Source organism: Pedobacter sp. AC212 (genome assembly GCF_979258625.1).
The window spans coordinates 3127645-3152717 of record NZ_OZ409870.1 but is presented as its reverse complement, the minus strand read 5'-3'; the positions used below and the strand labels follow the sequence as shown (position 1 = coordinate 3152717).

Below are 25073 nucleotides of genomic sequence, written 5' to 3'. Positions count from 1 at the left end.
ATTGCCACAGTCAAGAAATACTCGCTGGCAACGACGACCGCACTAAAACGTCACTCATATTGATTTTTTGATATAAATTAACCTTCAGCATGATAGCAAGAGGTTCTGTCATCCTAAAACATAGAAATAAAAAAGATGAAAATTGCATTTAAAATGAAACTTAAGCCTGGATTTAAGGATGAATATAAAACCCGTCATGATGCAATTTGGCCGGAGTTGGCTGTATTGCTAAGAGAAAATGGTATCAGTGATTATTCCATTTTTTTAGATGAAGAAACCGATACCTTATTTGCCGTACAACAGCAAAATGGAAATTCATCACAAGATTTGGGCAGCACAGAAATCGTTCAGAAATGGTGGGCGTACATGGCCGATATCATGGAAACGAATGCAGACCAATCTCCAGTATCAATTCCATTAGAACAGGTATTCCATTTAGATTAAAAATCATGCAAACTAAACGATTCGTCTCGCTACTTTTTATAAGCTTTTCATTTTACCATGTAACTAAGGCCCAATCTGTATCTAAAAAGGAAGTCACCTGGCCTAAGATAGAGCGCCAAATGAAACCATGGACCAGGTGGTGGTGGATGGGAAATGCCGTAGATGAAAACAACCTAAACATCGTTTTGCAAAAATATGCCGCTGCAGGTTTGGGCGGGGTAGAGATTACGCCAATTTATGGTGCCATGGGTTATGAAAAGCAATATTTGTCGTTCCTTTCGCCTCAATGGATAACTGCATTAAATTATACCGTGAAGCAAGCCAATTCGCTCGGAATGGGCGTAGATATGAATACCGGAACAGGCTGGCCCTTTGGCGGTCCGCAGGTAAAGCCAGAAAATGCCGCAACAAAATTAATTGTTCAGGAATATAAATTAGCTGCCGGCGAAAAGCTAAATGAGGTAATTAAAGTAAAGGAAACTAAACAGGATTTCGCTAAGTTGCAGGCGGTTACCGCTTACGGGCCAAATGGTGAAACAGCTGATTTATTTGCTGCTGTTAATCAAGATGGGAGTTTGAACTGGTCGCCGAAATCTGGTGTTTGGCAAATTTATGCAGCTTTTGCCGGTAAAACCCGACAAATGGTAAAACGTGCCGCTCCTGGCGGTGAGGGGTTTACACTAGATCACCTTGATAAACCTTCGGTAGATGTTTACTTAAAACGCTTTACCGATTCATTTCGGAATAAGCCACAGGGAATACGGTCGTTTTTTAACGATAGTTATGAAGTATATGGCGCCACCTGGACCCCAACTTTTTTCGCTCAATTTAAAAAGAATCGAGGGTATGATTTAGCCATGCACCTAAAAGATTTGGTAAGCAAAGATTCGACGACGGAAAATATTGCTCGTTTAAAGTCCGACTACCGTGAAACCATGGATGAATTGCTGCTGGAAAATTTTACAAAAAATTGGACGAACTGGGCACATGCGTTAAAATCATTAACCAAGAACCAATCTCATGGTTCACCAGGCAATTTGCTTGATCTTTATGGCGCTGTTGATATCCCGGAAACCGAAACTTTTGGCTCGAGCGCCTTTGCTATTCCTGGTTTGAGGAGAGATTCTGCTGATATTAGGAATGTCGATCCTGATCCGATGATGAGTAAATTTGCATCTTCAGCAGCGCACACCGGCGGTAAAAAGCTAGTATCTTCTGAAACTTTTACCTGGCTTACCGAGCATTTTAAAACCTCCTATTCGCAATGTAAGCCTGAAGCCGAACAATTGTTCTTATCTGGCGTGAATCATGTTTTTTATCACGGTACCACAAATTCTCCTGAAAATGTGCCTTGGCCAGGTTGGCTGTTTTATGCCTCTGTTGAAATGAACCCGAACAACAGTTTGTGGCCACATGCCCAGGGATTAAATAATTACTTAGCTCGTTGTCAATCCATTTTACAATCGGGTAAATCTGATAATGAATTGCTGATCTACTGGCCTGTTTACGATGTTTGGAATAAAGCGAAGGGGTTGGATATGGCACTAAAAGTTCACGATGTTGATGAATGGCTCCATCCAAGTCCTTTCTATAAACTAGCTAAAAATCTTTCAAAATCTGGTTACTCGTTTGATTTCGCTTCAGATAGGTTATTGGCGAAAACTAAGGCAGAGAACGGAGTGCTTCGTACTGCAGAAAATGCTTCTCCTTTTAAAGTCTTGATTATCCCTTCTTGTAATTTGATGAGCCCCGAAACTTTGGATAATATCCTACAACTGGCGAACAATGGCGCAACGGTTATTTTTCAGGAATTGCCTAAAGATGTTCCGGGTTTAGCTAACCTTGGAAATAGAAGAACTGAATTGAAGGCATCTTTGTCTAAAATGGTGTTTAAGCCTTCAGCGAACGGCTCACTTACTTATACAATAGGTGCGGGTAAAGTGCTTTTGTCTGCTGATATTTCCCAAGCGCTTTCGAATCTTGCGATCAAGAGAGAAACCTTAACTGATTCTGGTTTGCAATTCATCAGAAGAAAAGCAAATAACGACACTTATTACTATTTGGTAAACCATACGGCTAAAGATATTGATACGCAAATCCCTGTAAATGCAGATGGAAAAGCAATTATTCTGGATCCGCAAAGTGGAGTTATCGGTTCAGCTGCAATGCAAGGTAAAAATGTTCGTGTGCAGATTAAATCAGGAGAGGCGCTCTTTCTTAATATGTCTAAAAATCAACCAGAAAATATTGCCTGGCAGTATCTGAATAAAAGCGGGCAGCCAATTGCCATTACCCAACCATGGTTATTACACTTTACCGCAGGAGGACCAGAGCTTCCCTCAGATCAAAAACTGAATCAATTGGTATCCTGGACAAAACTGAACGACCCTAAGCTAGATGCTTTCTCTGGGACTGGAGTTTACACGACCAAATTTAACTTGAAATCAAAAACGGCTAAAGAGTATGTATTAAACCTCAATCAGGTTAATGAAAGTGCCCGGGTTTGGATAAATGGACAAGAGGTGGGGATTTTATGGAGTATTCCGTTTCAGGCCCGAATAGGTAAATACCTGAAGCAGGGAAGTAATACGATCAAAATTGAAGTGGTAAATTTAATGGCTAACCGAATCCGTGATATGGATATCAAGAAAATAGAATGGCGAAAATACCACGAAATCAATTTTGTAAACATAAATTATAAAGATTTTGATGCCTCTAAATGGTCAGTAATGCCATCTGGATTGATTGGCCCGGTAGTACTCACCCCTTATTTTTGATCGAATTTGATATTTTTTTACTAATAGTTAGATGAATTAGTGCTACTATTTAAACCCCAGTATTCAACTAAATCGATTTATATTAACTTTCGCCATCAGATACTTCATTTATGATAATATTTCATAATAAATGACAGGATGGTACAGGATGGGAATAACTGATAGCCTATTTATCTTTAGTCAAGTTTACTAACCAAATAATCTTTAACCAAATATTTAAAATAACGTTCGTTTAGCGAATCTATGCAATAAACTTCTACGCTCTTTCCGTTTTCATCATTTCGTTTTTCCGATCCTTCATAGCGTACTGTTTTGCAATTAGTTTTATGGCCGTTGGCATTCAATAAAATTATTATGAGTAAAATTTTACCAAAATTTTTAATCGTCATTTTGACATTTATTGTTATTCTGAGCAGTTGCCGGAAGAAGGAGTTTGATGAATTTTATGGTCGCCCCGAAAATCTAGGCGACCCGATCTATCAGCAGCTCCAGGCAAAGGGCACTTTTACCAAATTTTTGGAATGTATAGACAAGGCTGGTTATAAGGAAACATTAAGTACGGCCGGTTCTTGGACAGTTTTTGCACCAACTGATGAGGCGTTTAAAACTTATCTACAAGAAAATTCGCTTACAGAGATTACTGCAGATTTAGCTTCGAAGATTGTTCGGTATTCAATGATTTACGATGGAGAAAAAACGGAAAAACTGAGCGATTTTTTCTCTGTTAAAGGTTTCATCAAAAATACCGCATTTAGAAGGAGATCTGTTTATTACGATTTCGTTTATGATGAGAAAGACAACAACGGCAATCCTATCAAGGCCATTGCTACCAATAGGAATGGAATTTACTTCGCAGGCGATTTTAACAATAAAAGTATAACCTACTTCTTAGCGCCATTTATGGCTTTCTCTGGTTTGTCTGCCGCAGATTATAATTTTTTCTATCCTAACATTGCTTACAATGGCAGTAATGTTGGTCCCGCTCATATTTTAGGAGATCAACAAAATATCATTGCAGAAAACGGCGTCATTCACGTGGTCGACCGCGTTTTAACGCCACCATTAAGCATTGATCAGTATGTTGGATCTAAACCAGAATACAGTACTTTCAAAAGTTTGTTAGATAAGTTTGTAACATACGGCTTAAATGCAGATATATCGCATCGCTACGAAGTATTAACCGGGAAAGCAGCCAATGTATATGTGAAGAGTTATAGCACACTATTGGGTTTCTCGCCAAATAACGAAAACTTTTTGAAGGTAGATGCCAATGATGCTCAGCAAGGTTCTTACAGCGTAATTGCGCCTACAAATGCTGCTGTTGATGCTTATGCAAAAAACGTATTATTAAAATACTGGAGAAAAAAAGGCGTAAATACTTTGAATGAACTTTATGTTGTTGCGCCAGATTTAATTCGCGATTATGTTAATTCTCATCTTTACAACACTACTTTGTGGCCAGCTAAATTTGCCATCACTCAAAATGTTTTGGGTGATATAACCAAGCAAAGCACTACCGATATTATCGATAAACAAGTATTGAGCAATGGATTTTTCTATGGTTCTAACAAAAGCCAGGATGCTAACGTATTCTCTACAATTTATGGCAATGTAAATCTCGATCCTGATTACAATATCATGAAACAGGCATTGTTGTATTTTAATTTAACAATTCCGCTTAAAACACCTTCAATTAGATATGTAATTATTCCGATCCCCGATGTTACTTTGAAGAAAATGGGCTTCTCTTACGAACCATTTTTTGTAAGCCAGCCGATTCGTGGAGATTTACAAGCATTAAGACGCATTTTGCAAACACATATTATTCCATTAGGCAACAGGGCAATTCCCGATTTTAGATCTGGGTCTGGTATTTTGGAAACTTCTAATGGAGAATATATCAAATATAACCGCAACACCTTATTATCAGCAGGTACACAAGATAGCGTAGCAGTTTCTAAACAGACCATCCCTGTTGATTCTATTAACACTACCCCTGTAAACGGTGCTGTAGTTTATGGTAAAGAGGCTTTAACCTATACCGCACTAAATGTTGGTAAACACATCGAAAGATACGGTACATTAGCTACCGACCCATACTATAATTTCTTTCAATTTTTATTTAATAATGCTACCCTTTATAACAAAACAACTGGTGCCATATCAGGAGTAACCGATGGGGTGAGTTATACTGTGTTTATTCCAACAAATGCGGCTATTGTTAATGCTGTAAAAGCTGGCTGGCTACCAGGCAATGTGACTACGGGCGTTCCGAATTTCACTGCTACCGATGGTGCTTCTGTTACATTGATCAATAAGTTTATCCAATACCACATCATCAATAAAAGTACCGTAGTGAGTGATGGACAAAAAACAGGTGAATTTGAAACGCTTCTCAAGAGTGATTCTGGCGATGCATCAAAAATAAATGTGGTCATGAATACCACTACTACACTTTCATTGCGTGATGTAACCGGTGCAACAGTGAATGTACTATTGGGTGCTACTGATAGAAGTAACGTACTATCAAATAGAACAGTTATCCACCAGATCAACTCTTATCTAAAATATCAATTCTAACCAACATGACTAAGAAATATACATATAGTATTTTTATTTTACTATGCTGTTTGCTGTTGTCTTCTATCGCATCTGCACAGCAAATCAATTATGTGAAGGGGAAAGTAATCGACAAGAAAGATCGCCAGCCCATTATTGGTGCCTCTGTAACCATTGTAGATAAAGACCGCAGGGTAATGAAAGGCGTTTCCACTGATATTGATGGAAACTATTCACTTCCAGTTAATGATAAAACCTATAGGATCATGGTTTCCTACATTGGCTATAAATCTACGGCACCTATTGCCATTGATAAAGCAGTGATCAATTTTCAATTAGAATCTGCAGACAACCAGATGGAGGAAGTTCAAATTGTATCGCGGGCTAAAACGGATAACGGGAGTGGTATGAGTATCGATAAGCGAGATCAAACCTCGGCAGTAGGTACCATCAATGCAAAAGAATTGGAAGATATGCAAGCTGCATCAATTGATCAGGCTTTGCAAGGTAGATTAGCCGGTTTAGATATTGCTGCAAGTAGTGGAGATCCAGGTGCACCCATGCAGATTAGGATTCGGGGTACATCGTCAATCAATGGTGCGGTAGATCCTTTAATTGTGGTAGATGGTATGCCTTACGACATCACTATTCCATCTGATTTTAACTTCGCTACATCAGACGAAAATAATTATGGTCAGCTTTTAAACATTGCACCATCTGATATCAAAGACATCAGCGTTTTAAAAGATGCTGCTGCAACCGCGGTTTGGGGTTCGAGAGCTGCAAACGGCGTATTGGTAATTAATACTAAAAGAGGTGTTTTGGGTCCACCTAGCATTTCGTACAACTTCAAAGGTTCTTATTCAAAGCAGCCAAGTGCGATACCAATGTTAACGGGTAATCAATATTCCTCGTTAATTTTAGAAGAGTTTTACAATGCGGGCAGACAATTTGCTACTTCTGATTTTGCAAAACAGTTTCAGTACGATCGCAACGATCCTTACAATTACTACAATTACAGCAATAACACCAATTGGTTAGAAAGCATTACCAGAATTGGTTATCTACAAGATCATAACTTATCGATCTCGGGTGGTGGTGAGAAAGCAAAATACCGTGCATCAGTCAATTATTTTAATCAAAATGGTACAACTGTTGGAACGAGTTTGGGTCGTTTAAGTGCAAGGGTAAATTTAGATTATACCGTATCAACCAAGATTCGTTTCAGTGCAGATATCGCTTACACCCACATTGATAACAAAAACCTTTATCCAAGTGGATCAAGAGACGCAAATGTGAGAGATGTGGCTTATACCAAAATGCCTAATCAGGCCGTGTATGAGTATGACGAATATGGAAACATTACCTCAAACTACTTTAGTCCGGCTACAACCGCACAGGGAGGCTTTGTATACGATTTTGCAAATTCCCGTGTTTTAGGAACCTATAATCCGTTGGCTATGGCGCTCGCAGCAAGTAATCAGCAATTGGGAGAGCGGATAATTCCTAAATTTAGTTTACAATATCAAATCATCCCTGATAAGTTGAGATTAAATGCAAATTTCCAGGCTGATATCAATAATACAAAAGTTAAAAAGTTTTTACCTCAAGTAGCCACAGGTCGTCCATTCTCTGAAGCTGTAGTAAATTATGCCGGAGATTCTGATGGTGATTCGTTTACTATGGCTACCAATATCACTTTGGCATATACGCCAACATTGGGCAAAAACCACGATTTAATCACTTTTGCCCGATTTGATAGTAACGATAGCAGAAGAACAGGACAAGGAATGTTTGCAACCAATACAGCTTCTTCCTTTTTAGCCGATCCTTCCATTGATGGCAGAACGAATCAAACTGGCTCCGCTTATTCTTCATTTTCGCAAAGCCGTTCTGTTGGTTTATTAGTAAGTGCGCAGTATAAATTCATGGATCGTTATATCGTAAATGGTGGAGTTAGGGGAGATGGAAACTCTAAATTTGGACCTAATAATCGCTATGGTTTATTTCCATCGGCATCTGTTCTTTGGAGAATTTCTGGAGAACCATTTATGAAAAACACCACCAAATACATTGATAATTTAGCTTTAAGAGCAAGTTATGGTGTGGTTGGTAATGCTCCAAGAAACGATTACTCCTATTTCAATACCTACCAGAATTATGGTTTCAGTTACTTAGGATCTTCGGGCGTATATCCATCTAATATCGAATTATCAGATTTAAGATGGGAAAAAGTAACGCAGTCTAACGTTGGTTTAACAGTGGTTTTACTAAAGAATTCATTAAATATGGATATTGATGTTTACCGTAAACGTACAACTGATTTATTTTATAATGGCATCGCTATTCCTACCTACAATGGTTACTCCGGAGTAGATATGAATGTGGGTACAATGGATAACCAGGGATGGGAATTCAGTTTGTTCTACACGCCAGTTAAATCAAAAAAACTTCGTATTGATGTGAATTTTAATATTTCACACAATGAGAATATGATTCGTGAGATCTCGCCATTGGTGCCTAGAGAAAATAACGCTCGGATAACTACCAATAACGCTTTCAAGGTTTATTTGCAGGAAAATAACCCATTTGGTTCATTCTATGGGTTTAAATTTAAAGGTGTTTATGTTGATAAAAATTCAACAATTGCCTTGGATGAAAACGGCAACCAAATCGTAGGTCCGAATGGCCAGCAGATATTTATGCGTTTCGCTTATCCATCTATCGATTATGTTTTCCAGCCAGGCGATGCCATGTATGAGGATATCAATCATGATGGAAATATTGATTATAAAGATATTGTCTATCTAGGTAATGGTAACCCTAATTTAACTGGTGGTTTTGGTACGGCAATCACTTTTAATGGTAACCTGCGCTTAGGTGCCAACTTTACCTACAGAACGGGGTATCAAATCATCAACGGAACAAAAATTAATACCACCAGTATGTACGGTTTTAATAATCAAAGTACAGCAGTTCTACGCAGATGGAGAGCCGAAGGTGATATCACCGATATTCCTCGTGCTACTTATGCAACGGGTTATAACTTTTTAGGCTCAGATAGATATGTGGAAGATGGCTCTTATTTGCGTTTGAGAAGTATTACCCTAAAATATGATTTCAGCAAAAATTTATTGAGACGTATCGGGGTAAGGGGTTTAAGCGCCAATATCATGATGGAAAATATTTTAACCTTCACCAAATATACCGGACAAGATCCTGAGGTTCCTGTTAAGTTATCTACCTTCTCAACGGTAGTAGATAACTCTACAACACCTCCGATAAAAACAATCACCCTAGGTTTAACAGCAAATTTTTAATCAGCAAAAAATGAAAAAAATTATATATAGTGCGGCTGTAGTCATGGTGCTGATCATGTCTAGCTCATGTAAAAAATGGTTAGATACACAACCTCGTGATGGCATCACCAGACAAGGTTTTTGGAAAACCAAAGAAGATATCCAGGCTGCAGTAGCGGGTTGCTACGCGTCTTTGCTGGCGCCGCCTCCTGGGGTAAATGAAAGATCTTTAATCGAAAACATTTTTGTTTTTGGTGAGATAAGAGCCGATATGATTGATCCGGGACCTGGAGCCTTAAATGATGAAACTGATATTTTTAATGTAAATATTACGCAAAGCAATTCATTGAGTCGCTGGAATGCATTTTACCGCACCATCAATTTCTGCAACACGGTTATAGATAATGCACCATCGGTTCGTGAAATCGATCCAACGCTTAGTGTAGAACAGCTTAATGCCTATTTAAGTGAGGTGTTAACTTTGAGAAGCCTGATGTATTTCTATCTGGTAAAAAGCTATCGCGATGTGCCTTTAAAATTAACGGCAACCACAAAAGATACCGATTTGCAAGATTTGCCTAAAACATCTGCAGCAGCCATTTTAACTCAAGTTGTAAACGATTTGAAAAAAGCGGAAGCTGGGGCAGTTACTACTTTTGGCAATACGGTAACAGATAAAGGCAGGGTGACCAAATTTACTGTAAATTCAGTGCTGGCTGATGTTTACCTGTGGATGGATAATTACGAAGGCTGCATTCAGGAATGTAATAAAGTAATTAATTCGCAACGTTTCGCACTACAGTCAGCAGCCTCTTCGTGGTACTTCAACGTGTTTTTTAACGGAAGTTCTATCGAGACGGTTTTTGAATTCAATAATAAGTCATCCGTTAGCAGTCCTTTGTTTAATGCTTTAGGAAGATCTCCTAAAAGATTTTTGGCTAGTTCATACCTGGGTAGTGATGTTTTTATTCCTGATGATGTTGACCCAACCAGGTTTTATGATATTAGAGAAGAAGCCTTTTACCGAGGTTCAGATTTAGCGGTTGTTAAATGGGGAACTGATGCCGTAACATTCATCAACTGGCAGGTTTACCGTATTTCTGATTTGATGCTAATGAAAGCTGAAGCCCTTGCCGAAACCAGCAGAGGAGCAGAGGCACTTGCTTTAATTGAAGAAATAAGGTTAAAAAGAGGAGCCGTTGTAGCCACTTCGCAAACGGTAGATCCTGGCGATAAAGATGCAATATCTGATTATATCTTAGCTGAACGTGCCCGAGAATTTGCATTTGAGGGAAAACGTTGGTACGATCTTCTTCGCATAGCTAAACGCGATAATTACAAACGACTTGATCTTTTATTAAACATAGTGGCTCAAACCGTTAATCCTGCACTACAACAATCGGCAATTACTAAGTTTAGAGACGTTAACAGTCACTATTTTCCAATTCATGAGGCAGAACTTTTTGCTGATCCTCAACTTGTTCAAAATCCATTTTACACCAAATAATAGCATGATGAAAAATAATTTAAATGGCCGCAATGCAATCATCATGATGGTTGTATTAGCTTTTACATTTGTATTTATAAATGCTTGTAAAAGAGAATCGCTTACCTTAACAACTACAGATGATGTAAATATTACAGGATATCTGGACCGCTATCCTGATCAGTTTTCCATGATGAGACAAATCATGGACCGATCTGCCACAACAGGTTTTTTAGGTGCCTACGGAAAATACACCTTGTTTACACCAGATAACGTGGCCGTAACGGCATGGCTAAAAGCAAAAGGAAAAGCAGCTGTTGCAGATTTGACGGTAGATGAAGCCAGAGATATGATTAAGTTTCATATTCTGCCTGATACTGTAGCAACCAACCGTTTTACCGATGGCAAGTTACCGCAGATAACATTGTATGGTCAATACCTTCAAACAGGTGCAGTTAACCAAGGCGGGATCAGTAGTTACGTGGTAAATAAGATTGCCAAATTAACAAAGTCGAATATTAGAGTAGGCAATGGAATTATCCATGTGTTAGATCATGTACTTGTACCAGCAACTTTAACATTAGCCAAAAGTGTTGAAGCCAATTCTCGTTACAGCTATTTTACTCAGGCCTTAAAAGAAACAGGGTTTTACGATTCATTAAATATTGATGGCGCTGCAGCGAAAGATACCACACGTCGCTTTCAAACCTTAATTTTAGAGTCAGACTCTGCTTTGAAAGCTGCAGGATATTCGAGCTACGCTAGTTTTAAAAGCAGATATTCAAAAACGGGAGATCCTAAAAATCATGCTGATAGTTTATGGTTATACATGGCTTATCACATTTCTACAGGTCCGTCTTACACACCTGATATCATCAGTTCGCCAGCAATTTATACATTGGCACCTAAAGAAGTGATCACAACCAAATTTTCTGGACAGAAAATTTTGCTGAATGAAGATGAATTTAATGGAGTAGTAGAACCGGGTGTTGAACTGAACAGAACCTTTAGCGATGTAACGGCGTCAAATGGCGTATCGCATGAAGTGAAAAAGCCGTTTGCAATAAAAGTGAGGGTACAATCTGCCGTTTATTTTGATGTTTCTGATCATGCAGATTTGAGAATTAACCCGAAATGGAGAGGCGCTGCTGCGGGAACTATCCCTTTGTATGCGAATGGATTAACTACGGTAAATGGATTGCTTTTCGGTAACGACCTTTCTAAAGTAACTCAAGGAAGTAACTATGAAAGGGTAATTGTACCAAATGCTACACGGAAATATGCTTGGAATGATTTTCTAAACTTATCACTCGGCGCAAGTGCGGCAAGGATACAATACATCGATATCAGGACACCAATGTTGGTAAAAGGCAAGTACAAGGTATGGATATGTTATGCCCAAAGTGGAAGTTCGAATTTATTTCAAGTTGGTGTAGATGTGGGAAGACCAGGAGAACAGATTCTGCCAAATTTAGTCGATTTTAGACAATACCTGGGCTCTTCCGGTATTAGTGCAACAACGGCTACGCTACCATCGGCAGATGCTTTAATGTTAACAAACGGTTACAAACGTTACATGGCAACCACTGCCGATTATCAGGGTACAGCAAGGGGAGAAGTTTCTATAAATGGCTCTGGATGGGATCAACTGGTTGGCCGCTTGGCAGGTACTGCTGATATCCAAACCACCGACAGACATTGGATAAGGTTAACAGTGGTAAGTAATGCAGGGTCAAGTAACCAAAGTTGGTTGGACATGATCCATTTTATTCCTGTTGATGCCGACCAAAACTATCCGCGTTTTTCAACCTTTGGAACAGTATTTAACCGCCCATAATTTATTAAGCCGGGGTGGCAACACTCCGGCAAACAAATTCTAACCAAAAGAAAATTCTCAATGAAAAAAAATATACTTCACACCCTATTGCTCCTTAGTACCATTTTTTGGCTAAGCGCATGTAAAGATGTATTGGAAGAGCATACAGAGATTGTGAATGTTGATAACACGATCGACGTTTTTCAGAAACTATCTGCGCAATCTAATTTAAGTAAGTTCAGTGATTTTGTACGCAGTACAGGTTACGACAAACTGTTGGCATCATCTCAAAATTATACGGTTTGGGCACCAACAAACGACGCATTAAATTCTTTAGATGCTGCAATTTCATCCGATCCGGCAAAATTGAAAGATTTTGTAGCCAACCACATTGCTTTAACTACGGTGGTAGCTCCAAAAACCGCTTCAGATACTTTACGCATTCAGTTGATCAATAAAAAATTCGCTACACTGGTAGGCAACACATTTGAAGAAGCTGCTGTTACAGGTGGTGGTCAGTTTGTTAAAAACGGTGCGTTATACACCATTGATAAAGCTGTTCCAACTAAATTTAATGTATGGGAGTACATGTTAAGCAGTGCGGATGCACCACTGCAGACTAACTACATCAGCAATATATCATCAATGGTTATTGATACCGCTAATGCAGTGATTATTGGTTATAATAATTCTGGTAACCCGATTTTTGCAGCCAATCCACCAATGGTTTCCAGAAATTTATATTGGACTACCGTGGCCGATCTTCGAACCGAAAATCAACAGTACACGTTTTTTATGCTTCAGGATGCTGCTTTCAATAGTGAAACGGCGAAGCTTACACCATACTATTCTATTTTCGATAAACTGGGATTAGTAAGCGACTTCACCGTGAAAGGTTTATATACCGCAGATAAATTGCCTGATACGTTGCTTTCAACACGCGGCGTTAAAATTCCGATCAGTAAGGCTGCAATAGTAAAATCTTACAAAGCAAGTAACGGAATTGTACATGTAATGAGTGCACTTCCTTTTAGACTAAAGGATAAAGTACCTACATTCAAAATTGAGGGAGAACTTCCTTTTAGTTTCAGAATAAACAGGGATGGAAATACGCTATACAGAACTAAATTAGATAATAAGGGAGTTCAATATAAAGATATTGAGGTTTATGACCACAGCGTATCAGAATATTACATCAGGTACTTAAGAAGTAACGTGCCGGTGGCTAAATATAAAGTTTATGCCCGGGCAGTTGCAGGTGCCGCAGGCGATGCACAGGTTGCAGCATTTACACAGCGCTATCATATCTTCAACCCATTAACCTCTACGCCAACAGCTCCTGTTTATGATTTATTCGCCATTCATAATGTAACGCCACTCAATTATGATGAGGTTTACATGGGCGAATTTACGCCTAAGCAATTCGGGTTATTAGACCTCAGGTTAACCAGTGCCGCTAGCACAGCTAAAAATGTAAGTACGCTCATATTGGATTATTTGAGATTTGAACCTATTCTTCCATAATCTGAATTATAAATTGACTATGTATAATTTTACCATCATAAAAAAAAGAGTTTCACTTACACTGTTCGGAATGATGTTTGCTACTGCGGTTTTTGCGCAGACAGATACCACCACAACAGATACAAGTAAGTACAGTACCGATACCACAACGGTTAAAGTGAAAGTTAAAAAACTTGTCGGACAGAAAATAACCGGCATCGTGGTAGATGGCGCAACCAATAAACCTGTTACCGGTGTAAAATTAACCGTAACAGATTTTTCTGGTGCACTAACCGATGATAAAGGTCGCTTCTCGATTACTGTTCCAGATTATAATGCAACAATCACCATTAGTAATATTGGCTATCACACTAAGTTGCTGGCTGTTCACAAAGGTAAACTCGCAACGATTAAAATTTACCCGAGTTCTTTTGCTTCTGTGTTTACAGAGGTGGTGTTGCCATCGGGTACCCAAAACCTGGCCAGAACTTCATCAGCTATTTCTTATGCCAATCCGCAAGGTGGCTGGACAGTAAATGCAGAAACGCCTGACAGTTATTTGCAAGGAAGAATGGCAGGGTTAAATTCTATTAGAAGATCAGGAACCCCTGGAATTGGAGCCGATTTATTTGTAAGAGGCTTCACTTCACTTTATGCAACCAATCAGCCTTTGTACGTGGTTGATGGAATGATTTTCGACGCCAATTCTTACGGCTCATCTTTAACAGCCGGGCACCGCAATAATCCGTTACAGTTTATTGATGTTCATGATATTGAAAGCGTGAGCTTAATTAAAGATGCAGCAGCGGCAGCAGTTTACGGAACCAAAGCAGCCAATGGGGTAATGATTATTACCACCAACCATGCTAAAGATTTGGCTACTCAAATAGATTTTGCGGCCTATAGCAGTATCAACCTGGTGCCAAAAAAACTTTCGGTAATGAATGGAGGTGATTTTAGAACTTATCTTTCTGATATTTTGCAAAGCCGTGGTTTGAGCAATACTGCTATTGCAGCGTTGCCTTACATGAACGATGATCCAAATCAAGCCACCAACCCAACTTATGCCATGTATCACCAAAATACCGATTGGCAAAAAGAAGTTTTCAAACGTAGTTTCAATCAAAACTATTTTCTGAAAGTAAGTGGTGGCGATAACATCGCTAAATATGCACTTTCGGCAGGTTACTCGAAAAATAAAAGTGTTATCGATTCAACGAATAACACAAACTATCACATGCGCTTCAACAGTGATTTAAATTTAACGAAGAAGCTTCAGGCAAGTACAAATTTATCTTTTAGCTATACGGAGCAAAGCTTAAAAGACCAGGGGATTGCGCCACGTACCAACCCAATTTTTTTATCATTGGTAAAAGCACCTTTTCTTGCCAAAAATGAAATTAGCTCTACCGGCGCAGTTTCTCCAAATCTTGCAGAGGCGGATACACTTGGGGTAAGTAATCCCAGAGCACTTATAGAAAAAGGTTTGAATCAGAAGAAAGCTTACCGTTTCTTTGGTAACATCGTGTTCAACTATGAATTCAATAAAAATTTCAAGATATCTAACTTAACCGGATTAACGTACGATAAAACACAAGAAACTTTGTTTATCCCTCGTAAAGGCGTAACAAATGAGGTGTTAGAAAATACTATCGGCGATAGCAAGTTGGGTTCTCAAGTAATTCGTTATTCAAACGTTTTTAATGATTTTCGCTTCGCATTTAACAAAACCTTCGCCAAAGATCACAATTTGAAAATGAGTTTGGGTACGCGTTATTCAAAAAATTCTAGCGAACAGGATTTTGCCATAGGTTACAATTCTGCAACTGATGTGTTGATTAGTATTGGCAACAGTAATGCTGCCCTACGGTTTTTTGGTGGAGATATAGGCAATTGGAGTTCTCTAAATACTTACTTCACTACAGATTACAGTTATAAAGACAAGTACTTTTTAAGTCTGGCTGTTGCGGCAGATGCTTCATCGCGTTTTGGTAGAAGTGATGGAAACACATCAGCAAGTACAAGTGGATACGGCTTAAATTTATTTGGTGGCAAAACGGCTCTTTTACCGGCGTTAAGCGGTGCCTGGATTGTATCATCAGAAGATTTTATGCAAGGTTATAAAGGTGTAGATCTACTGAAACTTCGGGCAAGTTATGGCATTGTAGGGAATGATGATATCGGAAACTATAATAACAGACAATACTATGTTTCGCAAAATTTATTGGGTCTCCAAGGTGTGGTTCGCGGCAATGTGGCCAACCCAAATATCCAGTGGGAACGTGTAGCCAAGTTTAATGTTGGCGTAGATGGTTCCTTTTTTAATGAGCGTTTAAGCATGAGTTTAGATTATTATGTACATACCACCAGTAAAATGCTAAACTATATTCCGGTTACTTCAATTGCCGGTGTAGATTCTTACGTTGATAATCAAGGAGGTATGCAAACCAATGGCTTTGATTTTGGTTTGAATGCCCGTGTAGTAAACAAAAAAATAAAATGGGATTTGGGCGTTAATTTAGGCCTATACAGAAATAAAATTCAAAGTTTATCCAATGGAAACGATATCGTTACCAATTATGCAAACGGCACATACTTAACAAGAGTTGGCGAAACAGCTAATTTATTCTACGGTCAGCGCACCAACGGTGTTTACGCTACGGATGCCGAAGCTACAGCTTCAGGATTATCTATTGTAAATAGTGCAGGGGTAACCGTACCTTTCAAAGGTGGAGATATGAGGTTTATCGATACCAATGGAGATAAAATCATCAACGGAGCTGATCGTGTGGTGATTGGAAATCCAAATCCAGATCTTTTTGGAAGTTTCAATAATACCGTTGGATACAAAAACTGGACACTGGATGTATTGGTTTCCTTCGTATTAGGAAACGACCTGTACAACTACACACGCTCGGTGCTCGAATCGGGAAATGCTTATTACAATCAATCAGAAATTATGAGAAACCGTTGGAGAGGCGAGGGGCAGATTACCAATGTACCTAAAGCCAGCTTTGGCGATCCGATGGGCAATGCTCAGTTTTCTGATCGTTGGATTGAAGATGGTTCGTACCTGCGTTTACGTTCGGTAAATTTAACCTACAACGTCCCTTTAAAAACGAAGGCGATTAAGTATGCCAGAATTTATGCCACCGGAAATAATTTACTTACCCTGACCAAATACCTGGGCTACGATCCTGAGTTTAGCGCTACTGGAAGTATTTTCACTCAAGGTGTAGATACCACTTTAGAGCCACAGTTCAGATCGGTTCAATTGGGTGTTAGAATTGGTTTATAATTGATAATTGATAAAAAGATGAAGATGGATTTTAATAAAAAAGTTATTGCCCTTTTAGCAGTAGCCCTGCTTGCAACAGGTTCATGGTCTTGCAAAAAAATAATAGATGAAGAGCCAGAAGCGACGCTTGATATATCAAATGCTTACCGAAATTCTACTGATGCCGATGCCGCAGTGATCGGTATTTACGGTCAGTTTCTGGGTTTACAAAAAACATATATCCTTCAAAATGAATTGAGAGCTGATTTGGTAAACGTTACAGCAAATGCCGATCCTTATTTAAAACAACTGGCTAACCACAGCGTCACTAAAGATAATCCTTACATAGATCCGAGGCCATATTACAAAGTAATTTTAAACTGTAATGATGCCTTGAAAAATTTCCAATTGATGCGGGACGACTTCCGCATGAGTGTGGATGATTACAACAAACACTACTCTGATATTGGCGCATTAAGGAGCTGGATTTATCTCCAGTTGGGGATTCAATATGGTAGCGTTCCCTATATTACAACTCCGGTAGAGAATGTAGACGACATTAAAAACTTGTCAGCATATCCACGAATTTCTTTTGAGGAGCTTTTAACAAAACTGATTGATTTTACTGAAAAATTGCCTTACAAGGAAGTGTACGCTTATCCAACTGGAAATCCATTGGTGATCACCATTGATGGAAATAATACGCAGAAAATATTTATTTGTAAACCATTTGTACTTGGTGATTTATATTTATGGAGCAATAACTATTTAAAAGCTGCAGAGAATTATAGTAAGATATTGAACGTTGAAAACAACAATACTAATATTAACATTGCTTTTGACTCCTATAAAGTAGTTTATTATGGAAATTCTGCCTATAATGATCAGGCGGTACGCTATGCGAAATATCAAGACGAAAGTACTTTGCTGTATGATCAAGGCTGGAAAAGCATGTTTAGTGCTCAGAACACCAATAACGTATGGAATTCGGAGTTTTTCTGGGGTATTCCGTACAGTTCGAGTTTCAAGCCGGGTAATCCTATGATCGAGTTGTGTTCTCCAGTATATGGTAAATACCTGATAAAACCGTCAAAAGCCGCTATCGATAATTGGAATGCGCAAAGACAGAACAGTGGTATTCCTTACGATGCGAGAGGTAGACTATCTTATGAAACCACTGCTACTGGGCCGGCCATTACTAAGTTAACAGATAATGTTATCCCAGTTACAAACCTAAACAAAGGAGGTAAATGGGGTATTTATCGTGCTGGATTATTGCATTTACGTTATTCGGAAGCGGCTAATCGTGATGGTAAGAGCAAATTGGGTTGGGCATTATTAAACATCGGTATTGCCAATACTTTTTACACCGGTACACGTTCATCAGCTGGAGCACCTACGCCAGTGTCATTTGATGAAATCAATACCATGCAAACGCCTTATCCGGCACCGTACTATCTGGATGCCAGAAACAATAATGATTATAAAAGCCCTTGGTACCGTAATACAGGTATTCGTAACCGTGCTGGCCTAACTCCGCTTGATGCCAGTTTGCAAAGCGATATGATTGGTTTAGAAGGAAAGTTAATTGATGAAGGTGCTTTAGAATTGGCTTTCGAAGGCAATCGCTGGCCAGATTTAGTGCGCATAGCCCGACGCCAGAATAACCCTGCTTTTTTAGCGGAAAGGGTTTACCAAAAGCTTTTAAAAGATGGCGATCCAACTGCTAGCGCAGCTAGAGCCAAACTACTAAATCCTGAAAATTGGTATTTACCATTTGAGTGGAAATAAACACGAAGATTCAATTTAAAAACCTTCATCAGCAATGAAGGTTTTTAAATTGAAAATTTTTTATATAAATAATATATTTATTAGTAAAAAATAACTTAGATTTGTTTAACGTTTTAAACTGGCTTTGAAGGAAGTGAAATTCTGAGAATAAGCAAGGCTCTTTAACCAAATATTCATCAAAAGCAAACCAACAGCACTCATTGGTTTCGAATTTTAAATATGAATTTCTGGAAATAAAGAGCATAACTGCATCGCGTTATATACAAGATAATTTCAGTCGTAGAGGCTGCAAACATAAAAAATTACCTGACTCATAACAGGTATATATTTGGTTAGAAAAAGGGACAGTTCCGGATGGATTGTCCTTTTCTGTTTTTAAAGGTTTTACCAAAAAATCTATCGTTCTACTAATTATCTAATCGCTTTTAAATGAAAGCTTTGTGGTTTTATTAAGAATATTTATCTTTAACATTCATCCAAAATGATATGAGAAATACTTTTCTAGCCATTATAGTGATTTGTTGCTTCTTTTCCTGTAAAAAAGAAAACAATGCAACTACCGCCGAAACACTAAAAGGAAAATGGTCAACCGGCGGCTACGATATCATCCTCTATAATTCATCGGGAGATGTGGTTAGCCATTCCGTTGCAGACGCCATTAAAACTTATTGGACCTTTGAACAAAGTCAAATTAAATTATTCAACGATATCAATGCCGATGTTAGAACATCAAATTATAGAGTGCTCAATACGGTGAGTACAAGAACGCTTATCATTGAAAATGTTGCCATTGCCACCTTCGATAACTGGACAGTTGATGAGCAGTCGAGCAACACGATGGTCATTTCCGCACAAATTAATGATAAGGCCCAACTCACTTATGGGAAAAATCAGGTGGCTGCCAAGGGTGTAAAGACTATCTATTTAAGCAGAGAACCATAGTTAGGCCACAAGTCGTCGACACTAGGTTTCCTATTCATCAATGCAGGATACTACAGGACGCAATTCGTTGCCCATTTATTGATATTTGAAATGGGTCGATTTAATGTTGATCGCTAACCAAATATGAAATATTTAATAACCGTTATCCTTTTCATCACTGCGTTAAAGCTTAATGCGCAAGAATACGACATCACGAAGTTTGGCGTAAAAGCTGATAGCAACATCGTTCAAACCAAAGCCATACAAAAAGTAATCGATCGAGCGGCCTCAAGAGCTGGAGGAAAGATTGTGATACCTAAAGGCACTTTCTTGACTGGTGCTTTGTTTTTCAAAAAGAAAACAAAATTGGTTTTAAAAGAAGGTGCGGTACTAAAAGGGTCAGATGATATTAATAATTATCCTTTTATCCCATCGAGAATGGAAGGGAGAAGCCTGAAATATTTTGCGGCAGTTGTAAATGCGTATCAAGTGAACGATTTCAGTATCGAAGGACCTGGAACCATTAATGGCAATGGATTAAAATTTTGGAAAACTTTTTGGTCGCATCGTGATTCGCTTCGCAAAATTGGAAAGGAAAGTACCAATTTGGAAGTGAGCAGGCCTAGATTAATTTTTATTTGGGGAAGTGACAATGTCAAAATTCAAAATATTAAACTTCGCAATGCCGGCTTTTGGACAACGCATTTCTACAAATGCAATAACATTTTAGTAGAAAATACTGATATCCGATCGCCATATCAACCTGTTCCTGCACCAAGCACCGATGGAATTGACCTTGATGTATGCAAAAACGTGGTCATCAGAAATTGCTATATCTCTGTAAATGATGATGCTATTGCTATCAAAGGAGGTAAAGGACCAACCGCTCATCAGCTGCCAGAAAACGGAACGGTAGAAGATGTATTAATTGAAAACTGCACTTTTGGAAACTCGCACGCGGTGCTTACCTTGGGCAGTGAATGTGTACACGCCAACAACATCATCCTTCGCAACTGCGTAATGGAAAATAATTGTCCGATTTTGAACTTAAAGATGAGAGGTGATACCTTTCAAATTTATGAAAACATTACCATTGACAATATAACCGGTAAATGCGGTTCGGTAATTAGCCTCAATCCCTGGAAGCAGTTCTTTGATTTAGCAGGCAGCACTGAACAACCTTTTGGCACCATTAGGAATATCAAAATGAGCAACATCAAAGTAGAAGCCAACAAATTTGGTGAAATGAACGGCAATCCCCTGGACAAACTTTCTGGTTTTACCTTTCAGAATTTGCAGATCACTACTAAAAATCCTGTACTTAAAAATAATTATGATGATGTTAAATACGAAAATGTTATTGTGAATGGTGAACCATTGGTTGTGAAAAAGTAAATGTCTTTTGTTTTGACATTTGATAATCTATAAGTTATAAATTTTTATTTGATCCAAAACAACGTTTTCGTCCAATGCTTTAATGGTAATGGAGTGTTTGCGTTGTTTATTATTCAAGCTGGTCACAATCATACGTTTGGCTTGATTGGTTAAAACATTGATTTTCCATTCTTCATTTCGGTCGCTGGTATGGTAATCCACAATTTTTGGAGCCTGGTCATCAATTTTTATCTCAAACCGAATCAATTTTCCTTCCACCGGTAAATTCGGAGCAAGCGCTACTTCAACCCTTATCGAATCTGTTGCAGGGCTATTAAATTCATACCCTGCGTGATCTCCTTTTTTGATAGATACCGCTCCACTTTGATAACCTAAGCCATGTGATACAGGTTTTGTACCTTCGAATTTTACAAATTGATTTCCGTTGAATGTTGCAAAAGGGGCTTGGAAAGTTTTAAGCGGAGTTGCTGATTTTACTTGCGGTAGTTTTTGAAAAACTGCAAGATTTCTTGGTTTGAAATCCATCATGTTTTTCCATTTTCCATTCGTCAAAGTCGTATACTTAGTCGTGAGTTTTTCAATGGAGTCATAAGCGGCATCGCTTTGCGACCAGTTCGTACGACCATGTCTGGCAAGTTGCGCATATAGCAGCTTTTTGTTTAACTCGGCTGCCCCACGTACGGGGTATTCAATCAATTCAAACCAGGCATTTTGCTTGTCGGCTGGTATAGCTTTAGAAAGCTGGACTACTTTTTCGGCAATTTTATCATAATCGGCGATGCGGTTTTTTATTTCCTGCTCGCTCCAGGGTAAATCTGCAACTTCTTTAAATTTTAGATCGGTCTCCTCAGTTCGCGTGTTGCCCATAAATTCGGGTTTTCGGATATAGGCCAAACGATAGTATTCATTCATTACGGCGAGTAAATCAGCAGCATATTGCTGGCCAAACTCTCTTGTAAGCCATGTTTTTAAATGTTGATCCAATCCTTGTTTGTTATCTTCAATCGAATCGATATTCCAAGCCATATCCAAAAACAGTTCGGTTAAATATTCCCCCGGCTTAATATCACCAACGTTTAGGATCCACATGTCTTTAGCACCTTTATCATAAGCGAGCTTCATTTGCGTATAAATTTGCGCAGGATGATTGGTAGATAGCCAAAGGTAATCATGCGGACGACCCCAGTAAGAAATGTGATAGTAAATCCCGTTTCCGCCTTTGCGGTTCCGCTCTACTTCGGTAGGGAAGTGGCGGATATAGCCATAATTATCATCTGTCCACATCAAAGTTACATCATCAGGCACTTTAAGGCCCATGTTATACACATCCAAAACCTCTTTGTAAGGAATAAAAACTTGAGGAACTTGAGTCAGATCAGGATTTAAATTCTCACTGATCATGCTACGTTGATCTTTAATTATCGAGGTGATGGCATCAAATTGTTCCTTTAAAGTATTTGCCCCTTGCATTTTTCCATCGTGAACCCCTCTAATTCCTAAGGTGTAAATGTTGTCAGAGTTTTTAAGGTCCTTCACTCGGGTTTCCCAAAAGCGCAATACATTTTCACGGTTATTTACATAGTCATAATTGCCTATACCATCAATTTTCCATTCTGTATTGGCACTCCTCATCATTGGTTCACAATGTGATGAACCAACAACAATTCCATATTTATTTGCCATTTCCCTATTACCAGGCGTTTGAAAGAAAGCTACAGAAACTTCATGCATGGCTGGCCAAAAAGCATTTGCCCTTAAACGCAACAGGAGTTCAAAAATTCGGGCATGTGTTTTTGGTCCTATTTGCCCTTTAATTTTCGAAGGTTCGAAAGTGCGGGAACTCCAGGGCATCAAACCAAAATCTTCATCGTTGATAAATATGCCGCGATATGCTACCGATGGATGTTCTAATAATCGTAACCCGTTTTTAAAGCTTAGTGAATTTTTTCTGGCGATGGCCGCATCTGCCCACCATTCCCAGGGTGAAACGCCGATGCGACGAGATAATTCGAGTATGCCATAAGCGGTGCCTCTTTTGTCGCTACCTAGGATGTACATTTTATCATTTTCTACCCATAAAGCATAACCTTCAGGATGAATTTTAAGCTTTGCCAAAGATGCCTGGTCAATCAGTTTTTCTGCAAGGGAATGATTTCCAAGGGTGCCGACTATAATCTGAGCGTTTGAACCTTTCGATAAATTTGCATTAAAAACGGCCGTGAAATCTCTGGAAAAAATATCAACTGCCGTTTGTACTACATCTTCTTCTCCGCCAGGCAATAAAATTTCCATATTCTTCCCCTTGCGAAAGATAAAATCGGCAAATAGGAACTGGGGTAGTGCAAAGAAAACAATCAGCAGAAGTAGTAGTTTAAAATTCATCTATTCTTTTATTTGATAATCATTTTTGATATGGAGATGTTATTTGCTGTGCTGCCGTAAACCGTTTTTTTCTTATCGGACCAATTTGGGCGCTCGCCTGTTACCTCTAACCTCATTTTATAACTTGATTTTTTTAATATTGGCGATAAAAATATCAATTGTGAAGCAGGAGTTTTGGAATAAAAATCTACCAGTGTATTCACCAAAATTTTTCCGCTTTTATTGCTCAGCGATACTCTTGCATAACCATTATCAGGTAAGGTTAATCCATAAATTCCAATTTGAGTACCGATAAATTCGACAGAAACCGAGGCTTTAGATTCGGTTGATCGCATAACTGGAGATTCGTTGATAGTCGTATCGACCCACCGCCCAGCATATTTTAAGAGTTTATTATTGCTTAAAAGCATTTGATAATCAAGCGCTTTAACCGTTGCTTTGCCACTAACTTGATTTATTTTCCAGGCCTGTAAAAATGTAGAGATAGACATCGAATCACCTGCAAAACTAATGGGTTGCCAAACATAGCTCGCAGCAGAATGCTGTTTTGGATAGGACCACCTATCGCCCATAAACATGTAAGTTGTATCAGATTTTCCATATATTTTCAGTACAAAGGTTGATTGTGAATTCCACGTAAGTTTTCCTTTTGGTGCTAATAGTCCACCAAATTTCCATGGACCTGAAAGCGAAGATGAAGTGTAATAATAATTATCATTCTTTTCCCAAGAGCTTAGATGAGATCCGATAAAATAATATACTCCACTTCTTTTAAACAGTGTGGGCGATTCAAAACCTGTAGATATATCTTGATTCAGCAGTTCACTTGCAGATTGGTAATCATCACTTAACCGATAAATAATTCCGCCATGGGTAAGCAAGTACCCTTTTCCATCATCATCCTGAAAAGTACCCATATCCCATTTTTTGATCGCTTTTCCGTTAAATAAAAGAGGTCCGTTAAATAGGTAGGGGCCTGTGATGTTTTTTGAAGTAGCATAACCGACAAATTGATCTTTATAGCCTAAAGTATCAACATGCATCAACATCACAAAAAGTCCTGAAGAGGGATTTTTCATCACTTTTACGCGTTCTCCAACTCGATTTGGACCAAGCTTTCCGTTTAGTTGTTTTGGAAGAGCAACGCTTTCAAATTTCCAGTTGTAAAGGTCTTGTGAAGAGTAGCAGTTGAAACCTTCGAATGCATTGCTGGTATCGCTATGTGCTTCGCCAAACAGATAATACCGACTTCCTTCTTTAAGGATATTTCCCCCGTGAGCACTTACTACATTACCATTTTGATCATACCACGATAAACCAGAATAAATTGCATCAGTTTTTCCAGGCTGTTGAGCAAATAAATTTAACGCTTGAAAAAGCAGCATGCTCCATAAAATACTCAAAAGTTTGCATTTGCGCATCA

Annotated in this window: 13 protein-coding genes; 11 read left to right on the top strand and 2 right to left on the bottom strand. The window is 38.7% G+C overall.

The features are described 5' to 3' along the window. The first annotated feature begins 135 nt into the window (after positions 1-135). From rhaM to ACZZZC_RS13665, 11 genes are all read left to right on the top strand, one after another. Positions 136-444, top strand: a complete 309-nt coding sequence (gene rhaM / locus ACZZZC_RS13715; RefSeq protein WP_463487415.1) for an L-rhamnose mutarotase — start codon at positions 136-138, stop codon at positions 442-444. A 5-nt stretch (positions 445-449) separates the two neighbouring features. Then, a complete protein-coding gene (locus ACZZZC_RS13710; RefSeq protein ID WP_463487414.1) occupies positions 450-3221 on the top strand; it encodes a glycosyl hydrolase in 2772 nt (923 codons plus the stop codon). 354 nt (positions 3222-3575) lie between these two features. Continuing rightward, positions 3576-5801 (top strand): fasciclin domain-containing protein, encoded by a 2226-nt coding sequence (locus tag ACZZZC_RS13705; protein WP_463482546.1) that lies wholly within the window; start codon positions 3576-3578, stop codon positions 5799-5801. Between the two features lie 5 nt (positions 5802-5806). Then, the gene (locus ACZZZC_RS13700; RefSeq protein WP_463482545.1) at positions 5807-9100 is read left to right on the top strand and encodes a SusC/RagA family TonB-linked outer membrane protein; all 3294 of its coding nucleotides are present in this window, start codon (positions 5807-5809) and stop codon (positions 9098-9100) included. Positions 9101-9110: 10 nt separating this feature from the next. Continuing rightward, complete coding sequence (locus tag ACZZZC_RS13695; RefSeq protein WP_056849107.1) at positions 9111-10586, top strand: RagB/SusD family nutrient uptake outer membrane protein; 1476 nt, start codon at positions 9111-9113, stop codon at positions 10584-10586. Positions 10587-10590: 4 nt separating this feature from the next. Further along, entirely contained in the window at positions 10591-12402 is a 1812-nt protein-coding gene (locus tag ACZZZC_RS13690) for a fasciclin domain-containing protein (protein ID WP_463482544.1), read from the top strand. A gap of 60 nt (positions 12403-12462) precedes the next feature. Beyond that, entirely contained in the window at positions 12463-13905 is a 1443-nt protein-coding gene (locus ACZZZC_RS13685; RefSeq protein WP_463482543.1) for a fasciclin domain-containing protein, read from the top strand. A 19-nt stretch (positions 13906-13924) separates the two neighbouring features. After that, a complete protein-coding gene (locus ACZZZC_RS13680; RefSeq protein WP_463482542.1) occupies positions 13925-17182 on the top strand; it encodes a SusC/RagA family TonB-linked outer membrane protein in 3258 nt (1085 codons plus the stop codon). 24 nt (positions 17183-17206) lie between these two features. Continuing rightward, complete coding sequence (locus ACZZZC_RS13675; RefSeq protein ID WP_463487413.1) at positions 17207-18952, top strand: RagB/SusD family nutrient uptake outer membrane protein; 1746 nt, start codon at positions 17207-17209, stop codon at positions 18950-18952. A 486-nt stretch (positions 18953-19438) separates the two neighbouring features. Beyond that, positions 19439-19894 carry a hypothetical protein gene (locus ACZZZC_RS13670; protein ID WP_463482540.1) on the top strand — a complete coding sequence of 152 codons (456 nt, stop codon included), beginning with the start codon at positions 19439-19441 and terminating at the stop codon, positions 19892-19894. A gap of 123 nt (positions 19895-20017) precedes the next feature. After that, the gene (locus ACZZZC_RS13665; RefSeq protein ID WP_463482539.1) at positions 20018-21268 is read left to right on the top strand and encodes a glycoside hydrolase family 28 protein; all 1251 of its coding nucleotides are present in this window, start codon (positions 20018-20020) and stop codon (positions 21266-21268) included. 27 nt (positions 21269-21295) lie between these two features. On the opposite strand, the gene ACZZZC_RS13660 is transcribed toward ACZZZC_RS13665, so the two are convergent. Both ACZZZC_RS13660 and ACZZZC_RS13655 read right to left on the bottom strand, forming a co-directional pair. Continuing rightward, positions 21296-23650: a glycosyl hydrolase 115 family protein gene (locus ACZZZC_RS13660; protein WP_463482538.1), complete on the bottom strand. Its 2355-nt coding sequence runs from the start codon at positions 23648-23650 to the stop codon at positions 21296-21298. 8 nt (positions 23651-23658) lie between these two features. After that, the gene (locus ACZZZC_RS13655; protein WP_463482537.1) at positions 23659-25071 is read right to left on the bottom strand and encodes a family 43 glycosylhydrolase; all 1413 of its coding nucleotides are present in this window, start codon (positions 25069-25071) and stop codon (positions 23659-23661) included. Between the last annotated feature and the right edge of the window lie 2 nt (positions 25072-25073).

What these genes read in the sequence shown, in the direction of transcription:
- ACZZZC_RS13695 (WP_056849107.1), top strand. Translation starts at nt 9,111, where the DNA reads ATGAAAAAAATTATATATAGTGCGGCTGTAGTCATGGTGCTGATCATG.
- ACZZZC_RS13690 (WP_463482544.1), top strand. Translation starts at nt 10,591, where the DNA reads ATGATGAAAAATAATTTAAATGGCCGCAATGCAATCATCATGATGGTT.
- ACZZZC_RS13655 (WP_463482537.1), bottom strand. Translation starts at nt 25,071, where the DNA reads ATGCGCAAATGCAAACTTTTGAGTATTTTATGGAGCATGCTGCTTTTT.
- ACZZZC_RS13710 (WP_463487414.1), top strand. Translation starts at nt 450, where the DNA reads ATGCAAACTAAACGATTCGTCTCGCTACTTTTTATAAGCTTTTCATTT.
- ACZZZC_RS13665 (WP_463482539.1), top strand. Translation starts at nt 20,018, where the DNA reads ATGAAATATTTAATAACCGTTATCCTTTTCATCACTGCGTTAAAGCTT.
- ACZZZC_RS13700 (WP_463482545.1), top strand. Translation starts at nt 5,807, where the DNA reads ATGACTAAGAAATATACATATAGTATTTTTATTTTACTATGCTGTTTG.
- ACZZZC_RS13705 (WP_463482546.1), top strand. Translation starts at nt 3,576, where the DNA reads ATGAGTAAAATTTTACCAAAATTTTTAATCGTCATTTTGACATTTATT.
- rhaM (WP_463487415.1), top strand. Translation starts at nt 136, where the DNA reads ATGAAAATTGCATTTAAAATGAAACTTAAGCCTGGATTTAAGGATGAA.
- ACZZZC_RS13660 (WP_463482538.1), bottom strand. Translation starts at nt 23,650, where the DNA reads ATGAATTTTAAACTACTACTTCTGCTGATTGTTTTCTTTGCACTACCC.
- ACZZZC_RS13670 (WP_463482540.1), top strand. Translation starts at nt 19,439, where the DNA reads ATGAGAAATACTTTTCTAGCCATTATAGTGATTTGTTGCTTCTTTTCC.
- ACZZZC_RS13685 (WP_463482543.1), top strand. Translation starts at nt 12,463, where the DNA reads ATGAAAAAAAATATACTTCACACCCTATTGCTCCTTAGTACCATTTTT.
- ACZZZC_RS13680 (WP_463482542.1), top strand. Translation starts at nt 13,925, where the DNA reads ATGTATAATTTTACCATCATAAAAAAAAGAGTTTCACTTACACTGTTC.
- ACZZZC_RS13675 (WP_463487413.1), top strand. Translation starts at nt 17,207, where the DNA reads ATGGATTTTAATAAAAAAGTTATTGCCCTTTTAGCAGTAGCCCTGCTT.